General features: G+C 46.3%; 19 protein-coding genes and 1 pseudogene. 6 read left to right on the plus strand and 14 right to left on the minus strand.

Going from position 1 to position 21703, the window contains the following annotated elements; all coding sequences use genetic code 11:
- Positions 1–114 precede the first annotated feature (114 nt).
- On the plus strand, positions 115–1320 hold the full coding sequence (locus tag ACQKPA_RS29465; protein ID WP_427495945.1) for an MFS transporter: 1206 nt from the start codon (positions 115–117) through the stop codon (positions 1318–1320).
- Between the two features lie 1483 nt (positions 1321–2803).
- Here ACQKPA_RS29465 and ACQKPA_RS29470 read toward each other — a convergent pair.
- Together ACQKPA_RS29470 and catA are read right to left on the minus strand one after the other, a co-directional pair.
- Positions 2804–3133: a four-helix bundle copper-binding protein gene (locus ACQKPA_RS29470; protein ID WP_427496035.1), complete on the minus strand. Its 330-nt coding sequence runs from the start codon at positions 3131–3133 to the stop codon at positions 2804–2806.
- A gap of 173 nt (positions 3134–3306) precedes the next feature.
- A complete protein-coding gene (gene catA, locus ACQKPA_RS29475) occupies positions 3307–3960 on the minus strand; it encodes a type A chloramphenicol O-acetyltransferase (RefSeq protein ID WP_427495946.1) in 654 nt (217 codons plus the stop codon).
- Between the two features lie 642 nt (positions 3961–4602).
- Between catA and ACQKPA_RS29480 the strand changes: the two genes are divergently transcribed.
- Both ACQKPA_RS29480 and ACQKPA_RS29485 read left to right on the plus strand, forming a co-directional pair.
- Entirely contained in the window at positions 4603–5664 is a 1062-nt protein-coding gene (locus ACQKPA_RS29480) for a beta-propeller fold lactonase family protein (protein ID WP_427495947.1), read from the plus strand.
- Positions 5665–5705: 41 nt separating this feature from the next.
- Positions 5706–5876 (plus strand): hypothetical protein, encoded by a 171-nt coding sequence (locus ACQKPA_RS29485; RefSeq protein ID WP_427495948.1) that lies wholly within the window; start codon positions 5706–5708, stop codon positions 5874–5876.
- A gap of 289 nt (positions 5877–6165) precedes the next feature.
- Here ACQKPA_RS29485 and ACQKPA_RS29490 read toward each other — a convergent pair whose 3' ends face one another.
- The 8 genes from ACQKPA_RS29490 to ACQKPA_RS29525 all read right to left on the minus strand — a co-directional run bounded on the left by ACQKPA_RS29490 (position 6166) and on the right by ACQKPA_RS29525 (position 13609).
- Entirely contained in the window at positions 6166–8388 is a 2223-nt protein-coding gene (locus ACQKPA_RS29490; RefSeq protein ID WP_427495949.1) for a stalk domain-containing protein, read from the minus strand.
- A 181-nt stretch (positions 8389–8569) separates the two neighbouring features.
- Positions 8570–9184 carry a histidine phosphatase family protein gene (locus tag ACQKPA_RS29495; RefSeq protein ID WP_427495950.1) on the minus strand — a complete coding sequence of 205 codons (615 nt, stop codon included), beginning with the start codon at positions 9182–9184 and terminating at the stop codon, positions 8570–8572.
- 29 nt (positions 9185–9213) lie between these two features.
- Entirely contained in the window at positions 9214–9588 is a 375-nt protein-coding gene (locus tag ACQKPA_RS29500; protein WP_427495951.1) for a VOC family protein, read from the minus strand.
- A gap of 762 nt (positions 9589–10350) precedes the next feature.
- Positions 10351–10863 carry a GNAT family N-acetyltransferase gene (locus ACQKPA_RS29505; RefSeq protein WP_427495952.1) on the minus strand — a complete coding sequence of 171 codons (513 nt, stop codon included), beginning with the start codon at positions 10861–10863 and terminating at the stop codon, positions 10351–10353.
- Positions 10864–10944: 81 nt separating this feature from the next.
- Positions 10945–11481, minus strand: a complete 537-nt coding sequence (locus tag ACQKPA_RS29510; RefSeq protein ID WP_427495953.1) for a GrpB family protein — start codon at positions 11479–11481, stop codon at positions 10945–10947.
- Positions 11482–11532: 51 nt separating this feature from the next.
- A complete protein-coding gene (locus ACQKPA_RS29515) occupies positions 11533–12411 on the minus strand; it encodes a phosphotransferase family protein (RefSeq protein WP_427495954.1) in 879 nt (292 codons plus the stop codon).
- A 264-nt stretch (positions 12412–12675) separates the two neighbouring features.
- Positions 12676–12951, minus strand: a complete 276-nt coding sequence (locus ACQKPA_RS29520; RefSeq protein ID WP_427495955.1) for a CD3324 family protein — start codon at positions 12949–12951, stop codon at positions 12676–12678.
- Between the two features lie 475 nt (positions 12952–13426).
- Positions 13427–13609 carry a transposase gene (locus tag ACQKPA_RS29525; RefSeq protein ID WP_427495956.1) on the minus strand — a complete coding sequence of 61 codons (183 nt, stop codon included), beginning with the start codon at positions 13607–13609 and terminating at the stop codon, positions 13427–13429.
- A 241-nt stretch (positions 13610–13850) separates the two neighbouring features.
- On the opposite strand from ACQKPA_RS29525, the gene ACQKPA_RS29530 reads away from it, so the two are divergent.
- Entirely contained in the window at positions 13851–15356 is a 1506-nt protein-coding gene (locus tag ACQKPA_RS29530) for an alpha/beta hydrolase family protein (RefSeq protein ID WP_427495957.1), read from the plus strand.
- Between the two features lie 262 nt (positions 15357–15618).
- Here the strand turns inward: ACQKPA_RS29530 and ACQKPA_RS29535 are convergent, their stop codons facing one another.
- Entirely contained in the window at positions 15619–16722 is a 1104-nt protein-coding gene (locus tag ACQKPA_RS29535) for a threonine aldolase family protein (RefSeq protein WP_427495958.1), read from the minus strand.
- A gap of 261 nt (positions 16723–16983) precedes the next feature.
- Between ACQKPA_RS29535 and ACQKPA_RS29540 the strand changes: the two genes are divergently transcribed.
- Together ACQKPA_RS29540 and ACQKPA_RS29545 are read left to right on the plus strand one after the other, a co-directional pair.
- Positions 16984–17907 carry a cation diffusion facilitator family transporter gene (locus ACQKPA_RS29540; RefSeq protein WP_427495959.1) on the plus strand — a complete coding sequence of 308 codons (924 nt, stop codon included), beginning with the start codon at positions 16984–16986 and terminating at the stop codon, positions 17905–17907.
- A gap of 155 nt (positions 17908–18062) precedes the next feature.
- Positions 18063–18269, plus strand: a complete 207-nt coding sequence (locus ACQKPA_RS29545; RefSeq protein ID WP_427495960.1) for a hypothetical protein — start codon at positions 18063–18065, stop codon at positions 18267–18269.
- A 52-nt stretch (positions 18270–18321) separates the two neighbouring features.
- Here ACQKPA_RS29545 and ACQKPA_RS29550 read toward each other — a convergent pair whose 3' ends face one another.
- The 3 genes and pseudogenes from ACQKPA_RS29550 to ACQKPA_RS29560 all read right to left on the minus strand — a co-directional run bounded on the left by ACQKPA_RS29550 (position 18322) and on the right by ACQKPA_RS29560 (position 21574).
- Positions 18322–20109 carry an ABC transporter substrate-binding protein gene (locus ACQKPA_RS29550; protein WP_427495961.1) on the minus strand — a complete coding sequence of 596 codons (1788 nt, stop codon included), beginning with the start codon at positions 20107–20109 and terminating at the stop codon, positions 18322–18324.
- Between the two features lie 192 nt (positions 20110–20301).
- Positions 20302–20724 (minus strand): His/Gly/Thr/Pro-type tRNA ligase C-terminal domain-containing protein, encoded by a 423-nt coding sequence (locus tag ACQKPA_RS29555; protein ID WP_427495962.1) that lies wholly within the window; start codon positions 20722–20724, stop codon positions 20302–20304.
- 33 nt (positions 20725–20757) lie between these two features.
- Positions 20758–21574 (minus strand): annotated as a pseudogene (locus ACQKPA_RS29560) (ATP phosphoribosyltransferase regulatory subunit).
- Between the last annotated feature and the right edge of the window lie 129 nt (positions 21575–21703).

The raw sequence follows: 21703 nt of genomic DNA on the forward strand, positions 1-21703 counted from the left end.
GCATGAAGGTGGAGGAGCATCTCTGTGAAATCCTCATTTCAGGCTTGACTTGAAAAGCCTTTCATAACGTAAGATCGAAGCATACAAAAAGAGAAATCAGGAGAAGAGACAACCATGACCAGAACACGAGAGACCATCTTTATTATCGCCTTTACGTTTGCCGCCTTTGTACTGGGTACTACCGAATACGTCATTGTTGGATTATTAAAAGACATTAGCGTAAGTCTCAGCACTTCGCTTGCCGCAGCCGGCGTCCTCGTATCCAGCTTCGCCATTGCATATGCCCTCGGAACGCCGTTTGCCGTGACGCTGCTCGGACGCATACCGCGGCATGTTACCATTCTGACAGCGTATATAGCAGTGTTAGTGTTTAATTATTTGACCATCTTTGCCACTACGTACCCCGTCATGTTATTCATTCGCGTCATGACCGCGATTCTGTGCGGACTAACCTTATCGCTGGCGATTGCCGCGACCAGCGAGCATATGAGTGCTTCCCGCAGAGCCGGTGCGGTTGCCTGGATCATCGGAGGTTTCTCGATTGCCAATGTCCTTGGCGTTCCCGTCGGAACGCAGATCGGCCAGATGGCAGGATGGCAAACGGCTTTCATTGTTACATCATTGGTCGGGATCATCCCGCTAGCCTTGATGATGGCCGTCATGCCCAAGAGCAATACCATTAGCGTAAGCTCCATGAAACAGCAATTTGCCTTGTTCAAGAACAAGCGAATACGACTTGCCTTCTTCATTCCAGTCCTTGGCGTAGGCTCCGTTTTTATCGTATACACATACATAACGCCGCTATTGGAAAATGTGATGGGGATTCCGCAGCAATGGGTCAGCACTGTTCTGCTGGCTTACGGCGCTTTCACGATTCTTAGCAATTGGCTCGGGGCCAAGGTAGCACAAGGCAATTCAAGGGTAAAATTGAAAGTGATTTTCACCATCCAAGCGTTGATTATGATGGCTCTTGCCCTTACCCTATCACTCCCCTGGATGGCCTTAGTGTCGTTAATGCTGGTCGCCTGCTTTTCCTTTGCGCTCAGTACCGCCGTTCAGCTATACCTGATTGACCTGGCGGATGAATCTTCACCCGGCTCCAAGGACTTCGCTTCCACGCTCATGCCGGTTGCATCCAATTTGGGTATCGCCATTGGTTCCCTACTGGGAAGCCTAGTCGTGGATAACGTCGGTCTTGAATACCTGCCTTGGGCTGCAGTAGTGTTCGCCATCGGAGCATTTGCCGTTACTTCCCGCTGTCATCAGCTGGATCAAGAACAACTGGACTTAACGCTGCTGACATCAGCTAAAGCATCATAGATCGCTATTCTTCAATCCTTCTCATTTTCCGGTGAGAGGGATTTTTGGGTACCGGCCGGAAATCGGTCACTCTCATAAAGAACAGATATTTTATCGGAAGAATGACACAGTAATAACGTTTTGTTTCAACGGAAAACTAATCCAAAGAAAGGAGGAACATTCAAAAAGCTTACCCGTTATGTAACGGCGTAAGCTTTTTGTCTTACCTCTTCTGCCTTCTGCCCACATGTTTCCGAAATCTCGCAAGTAACGGATCCTCTGGGCCTCATGATCCCCTTATTGGGCGAATCTCAGCATGTGACGGAGTCTCTTCTGCCTTCTGTCCGCATGTGTCACAAAAAGGCCGATCCCCGCGTAAAACAGTAATTCAGCTCAGCAGCGATTAGCCGTGTACAGAATCCCTCATTAGGATATCGCCATCCGGCATTGTTAACATCCACCGAGTTCCAATCTTTGAGGACACTGGTTCCGCTATTTCCTTGTTTTTACCTATTTCGCAACAATAAGCGGACAAGAGATCCGCTATTGTTAGATTTTTGGGGGATTAGTCCTTGATTATGGTGCATTAACGGATCCTGAGTCCGCGTAAACTCCATAATCGGCCGATTTCGGTATATTAACGGATCCTCTGTCCTCCCGGACTCCATATCAAGCGAATTTCAGCACATAGCGGGGCCTCTTCTCTCCTCATGTGCCAAAATAGGCTGAATCTCATAAATATCGGATCCTCTGTCCTCATGATCCTCTTTGGGCGAATCTCAGCATGTGACGGAGTCTCTTCTGCCTTCTGTCCGCATGTGTCACAAAAAGGCCGATCCCCGCGTAAAACAGTAATTCAGCTCAGCAGCGATTAGCCGTGTACAGAATCCCTCATTAGGATATCGCCATCCGGCATTGTTAACATCCACCGAGTTCCAATCTTTGAGGACACTGGTTCCGCTATTTCCTTGTTTTTACCTATTTCGCAACAATAAGCGGACAAGAGATCCGCTATTGTTAGATTTTTGGGGGATTAGTCCGTGATTATGGTGCAATAGCGGATCCTGTGTCCGCGTAAACTCCATAATGGGCCGATTTCCTCGAAATAACGGATCCTCTGTCCTCCCGGACTCCATATCGAGCGAATTTCAGCACATAGTGGGGCCTCTTCTGTCTACATGTGCCCAAAAAATAGACCGATTCCTGCAATACGGATCATCTGTCCTTATAGACTCCATATCGAGAGAATTTCAGCATATAGCGGATCCTCTGGCCGCATGATCTCCCATAATTGCGGACTTCGGCATATTAACGGACCCTCTGTCCTCATGATCTTCTTAATGCGCTAAATCCAGTATATAGAATCGGCCGTCCACGCGGACTCCATAACGGGCGAATATCAGCATATGACAACCCTCTTCTGCCCGCATGTGCCCAAAAACAGGCCGAATCCCGCCTATAGTGGTTCTTCCCCCATCATCCTACTGTTTGATGGATGCCCTGCTTAAGCAGCCATCTCCCGGCATACTTTCGCACATCGAAAGCATGCTTCAGCACATTCCTGACAGTGCTTCATATCATGCTTCTTGCACTCGTTACCGCACGCATCGCAGACATCGGCGCAGATCCTGCATAGTTCTCTGGCATACATACTGTTTGTGGACATCGCTTGAGCCGCAAAGCTGCAAATATCGGCACACTGCCGATCCAAGCGAATGCATTCTTTCATCATCGCCACATCATGCTCATCCAAACATGCGGTGTAACAATGGTTACAGGCTACCATACAGCGCAAGCATTCCTCGATACATTGTTGAAATTGTTCATGTGACATCATACATTCTCCTTTCGGTTTTAGCGATCATAGGGATTACCTTTTTCAAGGTTGTATGTAATTAACCAAAACTTGTGAAGATTATATGAGGATGTTGTATCATTTCGATACAATTGGCAAACAGAAAAGACGACTGCATCGCAGTCGTCTTTCTTGTTCATTTTTATCATGAATTATGTTAACCAATCTTCAAAAGAATCCGCCAAGCTCTGCAACTCCTGAAAGAACATGCTGGCATGATAACCATCACACACAGCATGGTGCACCTGCAATGAGACTGGAAGCAGAATACGGCCACCCTGCTCGGTATATTTTCCGCCCGTTATGATGGGAAGAAGATAGTCTGCTTCATTGACAATGTTTAGATTAAATCCGCTAAAGCTTGCCCAGGGCATCATGGATATGGGAAACGTGTTCGGCGGTGGATTCTCTTTAACAAACAGCCCTTTGGTATCCCGATATTGCTCCATGTCCTGCTCGTAATGATCATGGAATCGATAGAAATCATTCGAAAATGCTGTCCATAAGCAGGAAAAGGTATGGTCATCGTTATGAAAAAAGGTATAGCTCGGCGTCATCCGATCCCAGTAGCCCAATACCCCTTCGGGACTATAGGAAGTTTTGAATTCAACCCGGTCATTGACAACTCTCGTAACCATATGAATAAAAGCTGGATAAAGCTTGAATCCATTAGCTTTTAACGAATACAGCAAGCGAGTAATGTCGATATCCACGGTGATGCTAAAGGTACATTTATTCGATCGAAGATAATGCTCGTAATAAGGCTTTCTCGTCCATTGCTCAACATCTATAATGTGAAACTTCATCGTTTTTGCCCTCCTAAAAATATTATCGTTCTATTTCCAGGAGGGAAAATCCACTGACCTAATCACACGCCATCACTCCAAGATTCCGTAGTAGCAGATTTCTGTTATATCTTCGAATATATCTGATTCTGCCCAGCATCATTATTATAAATGATACAGCCATTGAAAAAAATAGGTGTCTGTTATGCGCCCACTGGGTACTTGTGCACTCAACTCATGCACAGGATACGTATGATATACCAATTCAAGGGGAGGTGTTCGCGGATGGGGTGTCCATCTAGGAAGGCCAAACGCTGTCGGAAGAAAAAAATGATTCTCATACGTAAACCGAAAAAGAAAAAACGTCGATGTATTATTATCAAAAGGAAAGTGATCCGGGTAAAATGTCCTCCGCCTACGATCATAAACGGAACTGCAGGCATACAAGGTCCACAGGGTACTACAGGATTACCTGGATCTCAGGATACTACAGGATTACCTGGATCTCAGGGTATTCCAGGTCTGCCTGGACCACCAGGACCGCAGGGAATCCCCGGTCCTCAAGGTGCTCAGGGAGTACCAGGCCCACAAGGTGCTCAGGGTCCTCAAGGTCCTGCGGGTGAAAGCCCAACGGATCCCTGCTTTGAAGAATTGAGGGATACTTTGCTGCAATTAGACAATCAATACATTTCGGTTTCGACTTCCGGCTTCACCGATAGTATCGATGGTCGGATTTTGCGAACCGGAGAAGGAACGGTTATTCTTACCGGTGTATTCGGAACGCGAATCATTCCGATATGCTCCATCAATTCTGTGGACCACGGTCCCTTCGCTTATGCTTTATTTGCTTTCAACGATGTCATCACCGTCATTAATACGGCTACAAATACCATAATGGGCTTCATACCGGTCGGTGATAGTCCAAACGATATTGTCTTCACCCCTGACGGAACTCGTGCCTATGTAACTAATTTTAACGATGATAATGTACAGGTGATTGATACCACCTCTAACACCGTCATCGGTCTGCCGATTCCCGTTGGAGATGGTGCCAATCGAAATGCAATCACGCCGGATGGTTCGCGGGTATACGTCACGAATTTTATTGACAGCACCGTCTCTGTCATCGAAACGACCATAAATATGGTCATCGGAACGCCAATACCCGTAGGGGCGGGTCCTAACGGAATTGCCATTACGCCGAACGGCTTGCGAGCCTATGTCGCCAACTCAACCGATGGAACCGTCTCCGTTATCGATACGGCTTCGAATACAGTGCTCGGGTTGCCTATACCGGTTGGTTTGTCGCCTGGGGAGGTGGCAATTACTCCGGATAGTACGCGAGTGTATGTCACCAATTTCTCAAGCGCCTCCGTCTCCGTCATCGATACCGCCTCCAACGTGGTCATTGCGACCATCCCGGTCGGAAATAACCCTACCGGAATCGCGATTACCCCTGATGGATCTCGGGCCTATGTCACGAATGCCGGCTCTAATACGGTATCCATCATTCACATTGCCGCCAACACGGTTATTGCTCCAACGATCACCGTTGGTCTAGGTCCGAGCGGCATTGCGATTACTCCAGATGGTACCCGTGCGTATATAACTAATTTTCAGATTCCCGAGATTTCAATCATTAATACATCATCCAACACGGTTACCTCAATACCACTAACCAATACGGGATACACAGGGATTGGCATAACGCCTATAACGATCTAGATAGTTCATATGAATCAATAATCGATGAGAGAAGGTGCAATATGCGAAAAAATGATATCCGTGCTTGGATTCAAAAAGAACTGAATGAGCATCCGGACATCACAAGCATTCAGCTTGCGGAGAAATATGGTATTCCAATCCACATTGTCCAAATGACTAAAGATAAATTACTAAAGGGGGTTGATCGGACACCACTTCAAGAGCGTGAGTAATACCATATTCCGCTTCCTGTACGAAGATTGAAAATATGTTGTAGTATCTGACATTAGCTGGGCACTAGCGCATGTATTCCTCAATCTCAAAAAAACAAAGGCTCCGCATGAGGACATACACCTAACCGCCCCATTCAACAAAAGAAGACGGAGTGCGCAGCAGAAGGAAACGATTTCGTCCATGCAACCACACCACGTTCCTTACCTCTTGTTAATTTCTCCTAACAACAATAAAGGCTTCACTCCTCAAGCAGCTGCTTAAGTCGTGAAGCCTATAGGCAATCCAATCTTAATGATGTGCTTCAGGCATTTGGGTAAACAGCAGGTTTACTGGCAAATTGCTTCCTGGCGCAGCCGTCAGCATGATTTCAACCTTTTGTTCGTAATCGCCTGTACGATAGAGGACCGCTTGCTCGCCTGGAGCTACCTGTCCAAGGGAATAGATCGGTACAATCGTTCCATTTACCATGGCATATCCCGAGTACTTACCGCCCCGCGGGTTAAACGAGATCAGAGTATCCGGCGCTACGCGATCCAATGTTATTTTATACAGGACACCAAAGTTACCCGTGTTGTGCGTAATGTCCCCTACCATAGGGTCCATCCCTTCCAGGTTAGGGTCATCCTGATTGTCTCCAAGTACGAGACGCTCGGAATTTGCACCCACCAGTTCGGAATAACGGATGACTCGCGTTGAATCCGGATAGGTTCCGCGGTTGTGAACCCCATCGCGATTCAGGATTGGCAGCGTGCTTAAAACCTTCAATGGATCGGATTTCTCATCAATCATCACGACATCGAACTGAATCGGCAGGTCGCTGTACATATCCGAGTATAGGGAAATGACATGTCCTTGCTTCATTCTAACATCGCTCAGTTCCGTCATGACCAGTTTCTGTTCGCCTGGTGCTAGCGTCACTGAAGTCCGCTTCGAATCGTCCTGCATGGATTGGAAGTAGTTCAGCACAGACTTCTTCCCTGCTGCCGTAGCGATCGGCGACGGACCTGCAAAACCCAAGTAATCTTGTCTAAGCGTTACCGGGGTGCTGTTCTTGTTTGTTGCAATAACGTACATTTTCACATTTTTATTCAAATTGTTTACATGGTGAATCATAAAGCGCATATCGCCAACCGCCGTCTCTTGGTACACAATCCCTTCGCTGTTGACGGTTTCCGGACTGTTACTGCGAATCAACGTGCTTGGCTCGTCGTAAAAATCGTAATTAATCTTCGGACGCGAAGTCACATTACCGAGGAACGTGAATTTCTCCCCTTCCGGGATAAAGAGCATATTGAAATCCTCTTCTTGATATAAGGTCTCGTTCGTCACGTTAATCGTCGTCTCGTAGGTGGAGCTAAGTCCCTTCTTGTCCGTGGCCGTTAACTTGATCGTATAAACGCCCGGTGTGAAGAAAGCATACTGTTTATTCTCCCACTTGTACGTCAGATCCTCAGGCTTGTCCTGGTCATCCGTACTTTGATTCGTATAGGTAATCAACTCACCCATTTTATACTCGGATTTATCGGTCTCGAACATGGCAACAGGCGGAAGATTCGGCTGAATGACCGTAATCGTTTGGCTATAAGGCTCGCTCCACGCTCCTGTAGAATCCTGAACCGAGTAAGTGACTATGTATTCGCCTGGTGCATCGAAGATATCCTGTTTGCCTTCCCAGCGTTCGTTGATAATTTCACCTTGTACATTCTCCAGCTGCGGTGTATAGGTCACTGTAGTTTGTCCTGCATAAATCTCCTTAGGTCCCACCGTAAACTTGGCTACAGGCTTGGTTTCCAGATTCATGATGACACGTTTACCTACATTATCCACTTTATATTGAATATCGAGCGCTTGGGTTATAGCTGTCAACGGAACCATGAAGGTGCTTTTCGTCTGGTAGGAGGTTCCTTTCATCTCCTTTGTTACGCCATTCACGGTATACTTGCTGCTGTCTGTTTTGAAGCGAAGCTCATTGGTTCCTTTGGTAATAACGGTTTCTTTGGTCTTCTTATCGTAAGTGACCTTGAAGCCTACACGGTCCACAAGGGCACGAATGGGAACATAGGATACTCCCTTTTTGACTTGCATCGGCTGCGGTGCATTGTAGGTAACGCCGTCTTGTACCATTTTTGTACTATTAAAATATAGAATAAGTTCTTTACCCGTCACGGTTTGCTGGTTATTCTGGTTGCCCTGCTCTCCCGTAGTTGTTGCCGGATCTTGCACTTCGCCGGTTTCCTCAACCGGTCCTTCGGTAGTTCCTGTTTCGTTTGGCTCTTGAGACCCTTCTGTCTCTGTCGTAGTGGTTGTTTCTGTTGTCTCTGTTGTTTCTTGTGCAGCGTCTGTACCCCCGGATGTTACTGCTTTGGTTGCCGCAGCTTTTTGCTCGTAAACTTCTTGGGTGACTGACTGTTGTGATTTGTCTGCGGTATTTGCATCCGCGCTCGCCGGATAAGCTGCCGCTAATTGGGCAACAGCCAATACGGTTAGCAATGATCGTTTCTTCAGTTTCATTCCATAACTCCTTCTAATCCTTTTTTGATATTTATTTAGGTCATACTATTAGACGCAAATTTTGGTAAAAAAGTTTCTCTGATCTGTTAATAATATTTACGATAAATAGATTATTGTAAAACCTATGAAAAATCCCGCAACAGCACGATGACTATAGCGGGATTATGGCGTGCATATTATTTCAAGACAGATGCTCCTGCAAATTCGTAGCCGCGATTATCTTTTTCCCGCTCCGATCATATCTCCATAGATGAACGCCTGTATCGCCTGTCGGGATATGAATATCCGTATGATAAGGAAGATTCAAGAAACTTCGGAATAACATCGTGATCATTCCGCCATGGGAGACAATGCATACTCTTTTCAAGTCAGGCTCGCTATGGATTGTAGTAAACAGCTTGGATATGAATTGTTCGGCCCTTGCTCTGAACTGCACTTCAGACTCTCCGCCTTCGATCGAATCGTGCCGCTTTCTTCCTCCAACAGGCAAGGGATATTTGAGTAAAGCCTCCTCTCTTAGCATACCGGCTATGACCCCATTATTTTGCTCCATTAAATCATCATCGTAGGTAACGGGGACTTTTGTTGTTTCAGCTATGGCTGCCGCGGTCTGCTTGGCCCGGTTTAACGTACTGGAGAAAATGGCATCCAACGTATATTCACGATGAATCCACTCTGCCAGGAGCCGTGTCTGCTGCTGGCCAAGATCCGTCAGTGCAAAGTCAGCCCGTCCTTCACACCGATTTAAAATATCCGCTTCCGCTTGTCCATGTCTGACGACCAGAATTTCAACCATGTCTCATCCCCCCTTTTCTCCTTTACTCTCTATAACTTATTACCAATCGCAATCCATCGCCCGTCCACATCCTCAAACACAAACTCATGATTGTTATAATCCGTTGTCGATAGAGCCCTGACAATTTTCACGTCCAAATCGATTAGTTCTTGCTGGATTTCCCGTTGTCCATAAGTAATAAAATAAGCATCGTACCCATATCCGTAACGGATTCGATTCGGAACAACCTCCATCTCCGTCTTCGTTAATACGATCTCAACAGAGTCCTTGTAGAGGCATACATGCGGTTCTGCTGCATCAAAATAGTTCACGGCACGGAACTCGATTCGCTTATAAAACTCGCTGGTTTTCTCGAAGTTAGACGTCGGGAAAATCTGCAAGCAATGCGAAAACCCTTTATTCATCGTTCTTTCTCCTGTTCGAGCTTATTTATGCTTATCCACATTGCCCATTTTTACATACTCCCCTAGACCGTAAATCTATTGTTTATTCTTTATCTCCCGTATATCTTTGAGCATTAGATCGAGTCTCTCAATGATTCTCTCGTCATTATCCAACTTCTTTTTGAGTCTGACCTCAATCACAATGAGTTCAATAATGAGCACCACGATAAGAATGCCAATGATAATAACCCGCTCCTTTCTAAACCTGATACATTCATCTATGATAAACATGAAGCTCAAGTCACTTGATCTTCCTCCATCCTCTCGGTATTCGGGGCAGTTCCAATCAGATGAAGGATAGCCAGGTAGAGTGGGTACAACGCCAAACGGCGATGGCCATGAGTCCTGTTACAGGATTCGGTTTGTCTGCAGGATGGATGATCGGAAACCAAGCAGCCACAATATAGGTCAGTATAATGAAATAGGGGATCCACAAAATTAGCGAAAAGAATGACGCTTTACGGCCACCCAGCCAATGCCTGATCAGCTTCGGAAATCCGAAACCCGATAGAAGCAGGCCAACAAGAAAACCAAGATCACAAAGTTCACGTGATCCAGCCCCCTCCCTGTCACTCGACTGAGTCGGTAAACGTTGGCCATGAGCTCAATCCTGACAAAAGGGAACCATGCATACAAAAAACTCGATATATTTAATCGAATGACAAAGCTCATGTTCACTCTCCTGAAACTTATATAACTGAAGCCGATTATTTGCAAAACGATTTATTGAACCAGCTCTTTAATCAGATACAGATTCAGATCGTCATCCGCACATACCATGTCACCGGGTACCACAGGTTCGTTGCTGTACATAATCCCGTTGCCATCGGGAATATAACCGCGACGGACATATATTCTTTGGGCTGCACCATAGTCTTTGTACAATCCCACCCCGATACCGATGCGCGGCATTTTTTTGCGGACGATGTTCTCGAATTCTTCCATGATGCTGTTAGCTATGCCGTTTCTCCGGTACTCTGGGAACACATTCAGATCATTGATTTCCGGAATGTTCCGATCTCGAAAATAGGGATAACTCGATTCGTATTTCAAGTGGGAAACCCCGGCCAGCTCCTCATGAACAAAAGCCAACAAAGTGACACGCTTGCCGATTTGGTTCTCATATTCGCATAAATCATAATACTCATCCGGGCGTTTTATATTTTGCTGTTGAAACGCTTCCTTCCAGATGCTTTTAAGCTCCGTGTTATCTAACACGCTTAATGTAACGTTCATTGGTTTACCTCGCTGTTATGTATTTTGTTGGTAGGATTCAGCTCATGATATAAGATGTTATGCTGGATTTCTTTCAGCATTTTAGCGTGCATCTTGCTTCAATAACCGCTGGACAAAGTCGGATTTGCTTTCCGTATAGGCTTTTCGATCATTACGAAAAGTAATGGCTAGTTCATTCTTTAATGAGGCGTATTCTTTGACCAGCTCCGGGTTATTCATGAGAGCATCCCGAAAAGTAATGTGCCTGTATAGTTCTTGGCTGTCCCGATGGCATACATATAAATGCTGGGTCATTCTCAATTTAAGCTCCTCGCTGTAGGGAACATACTCATCTTTCCTTTCAAAAGCTTCCCTGCCCTCGATCCCTAAATCCCCCTGATGGTTATAGCCAAGAGTTTCTAATTTCGCAATGACCGCCGGAAGCGATTTCATGGATTCGATCACAACGTCAATATCCAATATTGGCTTTGCGGCAAGCCCTGGTACGGAGGTGCTTCCCACATGCTCGATACTCAGCGCATCAGCACCAAGGGTAAGTGCCAATATGGATTGAATCTCCTGAAACATTTTCGGCCATTCGGGATTATAATCCTCGATGATGACTTGTTTAGGTGTCATTTATGCGGCTCCTACAGCAGATTATATCATGTAAAAACCCATGATTATGTTTCATCTAAAATCTCGTATGCCTGCCTCAAACGCCTCAGCGTCTTGATGAATGACTCCATGCAGCGCCTCTTGCAAGGCAAACGTGCTTCTATAAAAATGTACGCGCTCCGCGATTGGGTCTCCATTCGGATACATGGCGATACACTTTTCGAAAAACGCTTGACCATACCCCGCTAGGATTCCCGCTAGATCATAAGCCGGGTCTCCAATCCCTGAACCTCCAAAATCAATGATACCCGTCAATCGACCTTTCTCCGGACTCCAAAGTATGTTGGACGTGCCAAAATCACCGTGAATGCAGGTTGGACGAATGTCATGATTCGCAGGGTTGTTCAGAAATCTTGTGAAGTTCCTTGAGATTTCCTCTTGTGCATCGGGCCTGATGTAACGAAACAATTGGTCTTGAATTTGTGTGTACAATCCGGACATCTCTTCGTGGACATTTGCAACATTTCTATCGTCAGCGATCCATTCATTGATCTCCACAGCATGAAGCTGGACGAGAAATTCGACCATCTGTTCTGCTACCCTATCCTCGATGTCCGAATTTCGGTGTGAAAGCAGATCTTCTGACCATAACGGCTGACCCTCGATTAACGGATAGCCCATGAACATTTTACCCACCTGCATATCGTCAAATGAAACATACATCGGATTCGGTATAGGCAGCGTCACCTTCGTCTTGATCCCATTCAATAATTGTATTTCTCTGATCATCGCTTGGAGACTTTCTGCGTACTTAGGAAATCTGAAGACCAGCGTCTGATTCACAATCAACACATCGTTGTTCTGACCCATGCTGTTAATTTCAACGTCTTGAATATGTAGGTGCGGATAAACTTCTTGTATGCGCCGGGTATATGACAATGACGGGTTCATGCATAAACTCCTTCTACTTGCGAATGTCGTTAACCTCTATTTTAATACTTTTCCTTAACCTGGTAAATCATGACGGAGCAAATTGGCTACATTACAATGACCCAAGGCACACTGTTCACCATTTCCGTCTGGTCCAGTTCGTTCTAAATTTCTGATAGGTTATTCTCCTAAATTGGAAAGGGCCAGGACACGTGTCCTGGCCGCCCATTCCTGATGATAACGAATGCTAAATAACCTTTTCACGAAAATGATATCCGATCTTGCCTAATCTTTCATTCGTTCTGCCCGAATAATTCTACGGATCGATTGCTCCGTTAAATAATATCGCTCTGACAATGTACGGATGGATTCGCCATGCAAATAACTTTTGAAAATGCTGCGATTCCGAATATCCAGATCCTTCTTAACCCCGGTTTGTTCACCCCAGGACTTCCGGTTTTCCGACTTTCTCGGAATATAAATATAACTTCCATCAATATATTGTTGAATGGTTTTGACTACGTGTTCAGGTAAAATATCTAGTGCTTTCTCGTATTTCATTCTCCCTGCTCCTATCTACATAGAATCGTGTAAATAGTGAGCAAAGCCGACACATGAAATAATGCAGTTCTAATTAATGTTGAAGAAGGCTCCGAACAAATTCTCTGCCCGATATTTCCGTGCGGCTTTGCCCGGAGCCTGATTTAACGACTTGAACGGTTGTGCTTCTAATGTGAGCCATCATGATTTTCACCTCGCCAGATTAGATATTTCAATGTTTACTCGGTTCTACTTGTTATTCTAACAAATTCAATTTCCTTAGCACCAGGCTCAAACAACAAAATGACGGATAAGCGATCTACACTTCCGTTAGAGTTTGTTAAAAAAGTCGCTTTGGTTTTGATATCAAACTCCTAAAATCGTCTCGATTCCCTTCTGTCGCCGGAAGTTTTGTATCTTTACCAAACCATTGTCTCCTTTAGCCCCCCAGGTAACATGGTAATATAAATAATACTACTAGGGCCTGTACGCAAACCTATTTCAGCCATATCCTTATCGAAATCAACGCCAAAAAAGCCTTGAACATGCTCGCTGTCTTGTCATAGCGGGTCGCCAAGCGCCGATAATTTTTCATTTTATTAAAAAAGCATTCGATCAAATGCCTTTCTTTATTCGTATCCTTGTCTTCGTGGATGCCTCTGCAATTCGTCGAACGCATTCAAAACTGTCGATAGACAAGAAATAGTTCCATTGGAACCCGCGCCTGGCGCGGGTTCTTTTAATGTCGACTAAAGAATGTCTTATCGTCGTTAATTTATCTTTGGATGATCCGGGCCTTGCGCGCATCATCGTGCAACCTTACAAGCGTGTAAGGTAAATGTCATCTAAATCAATGGTACCAACCTGGCTGCTCCTCTAAAATACTCCCTTGATAGGATTATTTTTAAGGGGGAGTTGGCATGAGGTTTTTTGAAATGCTGCTATTCTTTTCGAGTGCGTGTTTGTTGGCATTCCAGTTCATTGTCAATCAGCGTATCCGAAGATCAGCTTTACTCCTGACAAGCGGAGCAGGCTCCATTTTTTTAGTGATCCATTTGCTTGTCGAAGGATACAGGGTTCAGCTATTATTTTTATACGGATTTACGCTCCTGATGCTTATTCTTTCACTGATAGACGCTTTCAAAACACCGGCAGGCGTTCAGACTGCTTCGCGAATCCGTAGGGTGCTGGGCCGCCTTTTTATCGGGTTTGGGTTAATCGCAACGGGATGCTTCCTCTATGTATTTCCCGTATTCAACTTTCCAGAGCCAACTTGCGAGCTGAAGGTAAGTACACAAGTCTTTCATTTCATCGATTCAAGCCGGGAGGAGACATTTGGCACAACCGCGACAGGCAAGAGGGAAATGATGGTTCAGGTATGGTATCCGGCCCAAGCTGGCTCCAGCAAGTATGCTCCCTTTATTCCCGATACCGGGATTTTACGTTATATGGCTGCGAACTATGGCCTTCCCGGGTTTACTTTTCAACACTTGAAGTACGTATCCAGTCATGCTTACTCTGGGGCCGAAGTCTCTTCAGCACAGACTACATACCCGCTAATCCTTGCGAATCCCGGCTTCGGCTCTTCCAGGTTCCTCCATACGTCGCAAGCCGAAAATCTCGCGAGTCACGGATATATCGTGGCCGTGATCGACCACACCTTCAATACATTTGCAACTGAGTTTCCGGACGGTCGAATCACGACCAGCACAACCAACGACTTATTTTCGCCCGACCACGATTATCGGACCGAAAGCGGAAATCGCGACAAATTGGGAAAAGTTTTAACAGATGATGTGGCTTTTGCGCTGGACCAGTTCGAGCTTATCCAATCGGGGCAGATTCCAAGTCGTTTTAAAGGGAAGATTGATCTCAAGCATGTCGGGGTGTTTGGCCATTCCATCGGCGGAGCGACGGCCTATGACGCTTCTTACGATCCGCGAATCACAGCTGGAATAGATTTGGACGGAGGGCTTTACCGACTGCGTGACAGAGAGGGTCTGCAAAAGCCGTTTTTATTCATCCACTCGGAAAGCGAATTTGAACAATTAAAAATGGTGAGGGATAACCGAGTTTACACCGATGCAGAGCTTGACCGTATGGGCTCAACAAGAGAGTGGATGGATCAAGTAACGGAAGATAAAAAGCTGGAGCTTAAACGGATGCGCGAAACAGTCGGCGAAGGGGGACAAGTCCTCTATATTGAAAATACGGAGCATTTGAATTTTACCGATGTCCAGTTCATTTCGCCTATTTTCAAGATACTGGGCATTAATGGAAAAATTGCACCTGAAAGAGCGAGCTCCGTTATTAATGCCTATATGCTGGATTTCTTCGACATATATCTGAAAAATCAAGGTAGAAATTTAATGAAAGGACCGGATAGCCGCTTTCCCGAGATGAAGTTCGCAACCTCGCTATTATAAATTATGGAACAAGCTGCCGATTTCGACATGCTCCCTTATTAAGTAAACAGGTTTAAATAAACCGTTTCTTAAAGGGGAGTTTTTCCGCAAAAGAAAAGCCCGCAGGATGCACTGGAGCCCCTTGTATCGAAACTGCAGATTCCTCGAGCCGGTGATATCATTGGTATGACCCAGCATCCGGCCCATTCGTCAGATCTCGTCTATTTGTGTCCGATTGCATGAGTATAGGAAAATGAAAAAGGACCGGATTCAGGTCCTTTTGTCATGTGCTCGCAGCTTCCCGCAATTTCTCATTCAACAATTGAAAAGCTTCTTGAATGCTTTCTCTCGGCGTCTTGCCGTACCGCTCCCCAATGTGAACTTCCGTATAACATTGATTTTCCCCTGCTTCGTTTAGATAACTGATCAAACCGACGCCCGTCGCGCGGAAAACCTCGATAAGAATGGGTTCAAGCTGTTCTTTGTCCAATTCAAAATGTACATGAAACATATTCGATACGGGCACGGCAGGCTTCGTATTCACGCCCTCGCACTGATTAAACAGCGCTGCGAGCTCTTTAGCTTCCTCGTAATACCGGCCCATGTTGCCTATTCTTTCCTTATAATAATAACTTGAACTGATGATATACGGGTAAAGACTGACCAAATCCCCGCCATGACGCCTTTTCCATACTTTGGACTTCTCCACAAAGTCGGTGCCGCCAGCCAGAATGGCGCCGGCAATCCCGCCTATGCCTTTATAGAGGGACACATATACACTGTCAAATAGTGCACCGATTTCTGCCGCCGTTTTTTGATAATACGGAGTGATCTCGAACAATCTTGCCCCGTCCAGATGAAGCTTAATATCTTGAGAACGACAATACGCCGATATGGCCTCCAACTCTTCGTATTCGGGCAGCTGCCCTCCGATTTCACGCTGCGGCAGCTCCAGCAGCAAACATGCAATATCGCGATTCAGACTCTGCACGTCTTCAAGCGTAATCAAACGCTCTTTATCGGCTAGGAGAATCGGTTCGATATGATGCAGCTCCTTAAGCCCGTCCTCTTCGTGAATCTCCAGATGACAGAGGGGATGATAAGCCACTTGTTTCAGCCCAGCATCATCGCACCAGATCCGCAAAGCAATCTGCTGCGCCATAGTTCCGCTTGGAAAAAAGACAGCCGATTCCTTGCCCAGAACGTCTGCCATGCGTGCCTGAAACTCCTCAATGATGGCGCCTTTGCCATATGTATCCCCCATCTGCGACCCATCCACGTCGCCAAATGCCTCCAGCAGCACCTCAAGATTCCTGCGGCTATGACCAATCAATGGATAGGCTGTTTCGCTATAAACTTCGCTAATCGATTTACGTTGTTCTCCCATGTCGCATATCACTCCTTCTCTTCAACCGATAATAAGAACTAATCATCACACGTAAAATTTAATTTCCTCGCTTATCAAGCATACTAGATAAATGAATAAGTGAAAAATCATTTACACTTTCGCAATACCTTCGGAAAAACTTGACAAAAACAAAACGAAGGATTACATTGTATATGAGCATATGTTCATATTACGAATAACGCAAATGTTTCCATGATTATTGATTCATTCCACAGATGGATTCGAAGGGAGTTTTCGATTATGCATCATCATAACCATCATCATGGGCATGACCACAGCCACCATGACCATGCCCGCTCAGGAAACAAAAAAGGACTTGCCATTGCCCTCATCATCACACTTGGCATCATGATTCTAGAGTTTATAGGGGGCTTGCTGACCAACAGTCTGGCTCTGTTATCCGATTCCGGGCATATGTTAAGTGATGCCAGCGCTTTACTGCTCAGTCTGGTCGCATTATGGTTTGCCACAAAGCCCTCATCGCCGAATAAAACCTATGGCTTTTACCGTTTTGAAATATTGGCAGCACTATTAAATGGCGTCGCATTGTTTGTCATCGCGGGCTTTATCGTATGGGAAGCGATTCAGCGCTTTGACGACCCGCCGACTGTAGCCAGCGGAAGCATGATGCTCATTGCAGCCATCGGCCTGTTGGCTAATCTTCTCAGTGCCTGGTTCTTGATGCGGACGGGCGATGTGAAGAACAATGTGAATCTCCGCAGCGCATACCTCCATGTTATTGGCGATGCGCTCGGCTCGGTAGGAGCCATCATCGCGGGGATCGTGATGATGGCCTTCGGATGGTACATTGCGGACCCTATCATATCCATTCTGGTGTCGATCTTGATCCTGAAGAGCGCCTGGAGAATCATACAGAATACCGTTCATATTCTGATGGAGGGAGCACCGGCAGCGATTAACCCTGAAGAGGTAAAGAAATCCCTGCTGTCTATTCCTGGGGTCACCGGCATCCATGATCTTCATATTTGGACGATTACGTCCAATTTCGACTCCTTAAGCTGCCATCTCGTCGCTCAGGATGAAGCGAACAGTTATGAGATTCTACAAGAAGCGATCGATCTTCTGGATAGCCGATTCCATATCGAGCATTCAACGATTCAGATTGAGAATTCCACTATCACGCATCGTGATAATAAAGTCTAATCTCTTCTCTGCGGTAGTCCTTTAGTTCAGGAAAAGGGGAAAAAAAGCTGCCGAGGTTTACACTTTTTACAAGTTCGGTTGACCTCCATAATGAGAGTATCAAGACATTCTACTGGCGTTACAGCGAATTCCGAATGTCTGATAGGGAGGTTAACATGAACAATGATGTTTATACTTTGGAAAAATTGAACGAATACCAGCAAGCAAAATGGGACGAACTTGATCGTCAAGGAAGATTCATCATTCATGACGAGATCGCATATGAATCGCAGCATACCTCAAGTTATACTCGAATTCTCGATAAACTTTATGGCTTCTTTCGAAAGCGGAGATCCCGAAGAAGCCGCACGAAATCCTTATAAGAAATAAAGAGCAAGCGCGGTTATTCGCGCTTGCTCTTTTTATGGGAAGAAATCATACTCGCCAAATCTGCTTGAAATCCAGCCATCCCAGATTATTGATGACAACCCCTTTATAAGAAGGATCCAAGCTTGCGTAAAATCTCGTATGAATCAAGAATGATACATGCGCTTCCTCCCGAAGCCTCTCTTCAATATGGGATAACAAACTCAAACGCTCCTCATACCACTCGCTGGCAAGCGCATCATCCACGCAATCTTTCACCCAATGATGCAGCGATGGATCCATGAACTCTTTAACTACGCTTCCCTTCTGCTCGTAATTCTCGATTAAACATACTTCTTCACCTGGAAGAACAAGGCCGTGCAAGACACAATCCATGGTGTTCATCACATCCGATTGGTGTATGGTATCCATCCTCTCCTCCCGGATAATTAATGGAATCCCGATGGAAGCGCACTGCTTCTGAACCCATTCGGCGTCTTTGATATGATTGGCGAGCGTAGCCATGGTAATGGGAGAGCCGTCATAACCCGACTGTTTCAGCAGTGACTTTGCCAGCTCGGGATCATATCGGTCTTTACGGTAAGGCGCTTGCTCATCCATGATGAATCCTTTGGCCGGGTAAAGCCGGTTGCCGCCAAGTTCGCGTATCATTTTGGCACGGTTCAGAATCAGGCTGAATGCCCGGCGAAATTCGATGGATTGATAGGGCCCCGGCTTTTTCATATTCCACGTAATCAAAGTCGTACAGCCTTCGGAAGATTCTATGATATCCACAGCATGATTCTCATCGTTATGATCGACACGCTCCGGATCCCGCAGCAGCCGCTCCCAGCTGACCTCGCAATGCTCCGCATCCTCCGGCATCATGATAATGTGGATGTTGTCCAAATGCGGCCGCCCTTGATAATAATGGGGATTAGCTAGAATGGTCAGCCGATCATCGGTCCATTCCTCTACCTGAAAGGGTCCCGTTCCGACAGGTTGCTTCCAGAACTGTTCTTCATGGACGCTTACCAAATGTTTAGGCACGATGGACATGCATGTAGAGCTAAGAAACCGGATAAAAATTCGATTCGGCTTGTTCAGAATAAAACGAACCTCCCGAGGGGATACCACCTCTACCCGCTGCAGTTCACGCACGATCCAAGCATTTCGTTTATCTCGTCCCAGACGTTCCACCGTGAATTTCACGTCCTCCGCCGATAATTCCTTACCGTCATGGAACCGGATTCCTTTACGCAGATGAAAAGTCCAGATCGTTGCATCCTCATTGCTCATCCAATGATGCGCGATAACGGGCAGGTATTGATCGTTGGCATTATCGTATATCACCAGCCGGTCAAATATCTGCTGGATCATGTGAGCTTGAAAACTGTAGTAGCATTCGGCGGGATCCAACGTTTCAATCAAGCGGTATACCGGAAGCCGCAGAGAATCCCTTGCTTCTATCTCCCCTTCTCTCATCTCCCTGCTAAAGCCAAAATGCCCGTTCATCCATTCCACGTAAGAATCATTTGTGTGAATACCTTGACCATAGGTACGCAGCAGTTCGAAGGCCTGCTTATATTCCCCTTTTAGCGCGAGCTGCTGAGCTGCTTCCTGAAGCAGCTCAGCTTGATCGGCTACAAAGGTAAGCTTGGAACGGTTTCCTCGCCCACGTCCTGCCTTCCATATAATCCAGCCCTTCTCTTCCAGCTTGCGTAGAACGAGCTTGGCATTCCGCGTTGTGCAATACAGCGTATCGGCGATCTGCTCAAGCGTCACTTCCGTAGCCGTGTTGGCTGGAGCGTTAACAGCAAGCTTTTGGTGCAGCATGAAGAATTGTTCGTACAGCATTGCAATCCGCTCCCCCCTGGTGAAATCTATACGTTTTATTCTACTTGGAGATCGTTTCGAGCGCGAGTCCCTTTTCGGTAGAAAACCATTATATTCGAAAAAGAACAATGGCATTCCATATGTCGGCGTTATCCAAGTTGTTGGTCATGAGTTTACACTCCATGATGGATAAGCGAGGCTTCCTTCAAATCATCATTCACAGGATTGAATAATAAGCTCAACCGCCTTCTGCAGCGTCAATGTAAGCTCCTTGCCCTCGGTCATTTTCTTCAGTCGAACCATGCCCGCCGCCGCTTCATCTTCGCCGATCAGGATGGCATATGGAATACTCTCAGCTGAGGCGGAAGCTAATGTTTTCTTCAATTTGCGGCGGTTGTCCGCCAATCGCGCATGAATCCCGCGATTCCGGAGTGCCGCTGCAGCCATCAATCCTTCCGGTATGGTTTCTCCTATCGGGATAACCACAACGAGCGGCTTGTTTGTTTCAATCGGACGGTTCCGGAGCATCTCCATGATGGATTCCATGCCAAACGAAAGACCCACCGTAGGATAAACAATGTCCTCGCGGCCAACGAGCTGCCCGATAATCGCATCATACCTGCCGCCTCCGCCCAAGCTTGAACGAAAGCCCTGAGATGCATCAAAGATTTAGTAAACGGTTCCTGTGTAAAATGACAAGCCTCTTGATAGAAACGGATCAAATACGCAGATCTCTTGCAACCCGACGCGCTGCAGCATATTTTGCAGGATCTGGACTTCTCGTGCTCCGCACTCGCTGTCCAGGTTGTATGTGCTTCTAATTTGCGCTAATGTCGGCTCCTTGAGATCAACAAAATCAAGAATTTGACGACAAATCTCCGAAGCGAGCACCTTACCCGCAAGCTCTTGTCGAACCCCCTCCTTACCAATCTTGTCGAGCTTATCCAGCGTCAGCATGACGGATGGTTTCATCTCTTCCGGTACGCCCATAGCTCCAAGAATTTCACCAAGGAAGCTTCGATTGTTCCACCTGAGCATGATCGGAATTTCAAGCCTCCGAAACACTTCGACTGCAAGCTGCATGAGCTCAACCTCCGCTTCCGGTCCCGAGATTCCCACCACACTGCAGAAACTCCCGCAATCTGCCCCGTTTGACGGGACCGTCCCGGAATACCTTCCCCATCTCATAACGTTTGAAAGGCTGGCTGATCGCGGGATTCAGCGCGATTACCTTAGCGAATGGAATCGTCAAGTCGTACCGGAGGCCCAGACGTCGCGTACCCTGATCTGTCAGCTGGTACATTTCCTTCAGAATTTCTTCCCCTCCTGCGTATTTGGAAGACAACAGCTCCGATTCATTCAGAATGGTTGTCTCCATTTCAGCATAGTCATAACATTCAAACACTTCTCGCAGCGTCGATTGCACCTTTCTTCGGATCGTCTGTTCTTGGCCAAAATAATCATACGTTCCTTTTACGTTCTGCATCGTTAATCATCCTTTCGTTGGAAATGAAAATAAAAAACGCGCCGGACCTCATGGTCCCGCGCGCTGAATATGCGGCAGGGAGGCCAACGCGAACAGCGTTAGCCCACCCTGTAGAATGACAGGCGTGCT

This window comes from Paenibacillus sp. NPDC093718 (assembly GCF_050279985.1).
Lineage (GTDB): Bacteria > Bacillota > Bacilli > Paenibacillales > Paenibacillaceae > Paenibacillus_AQ.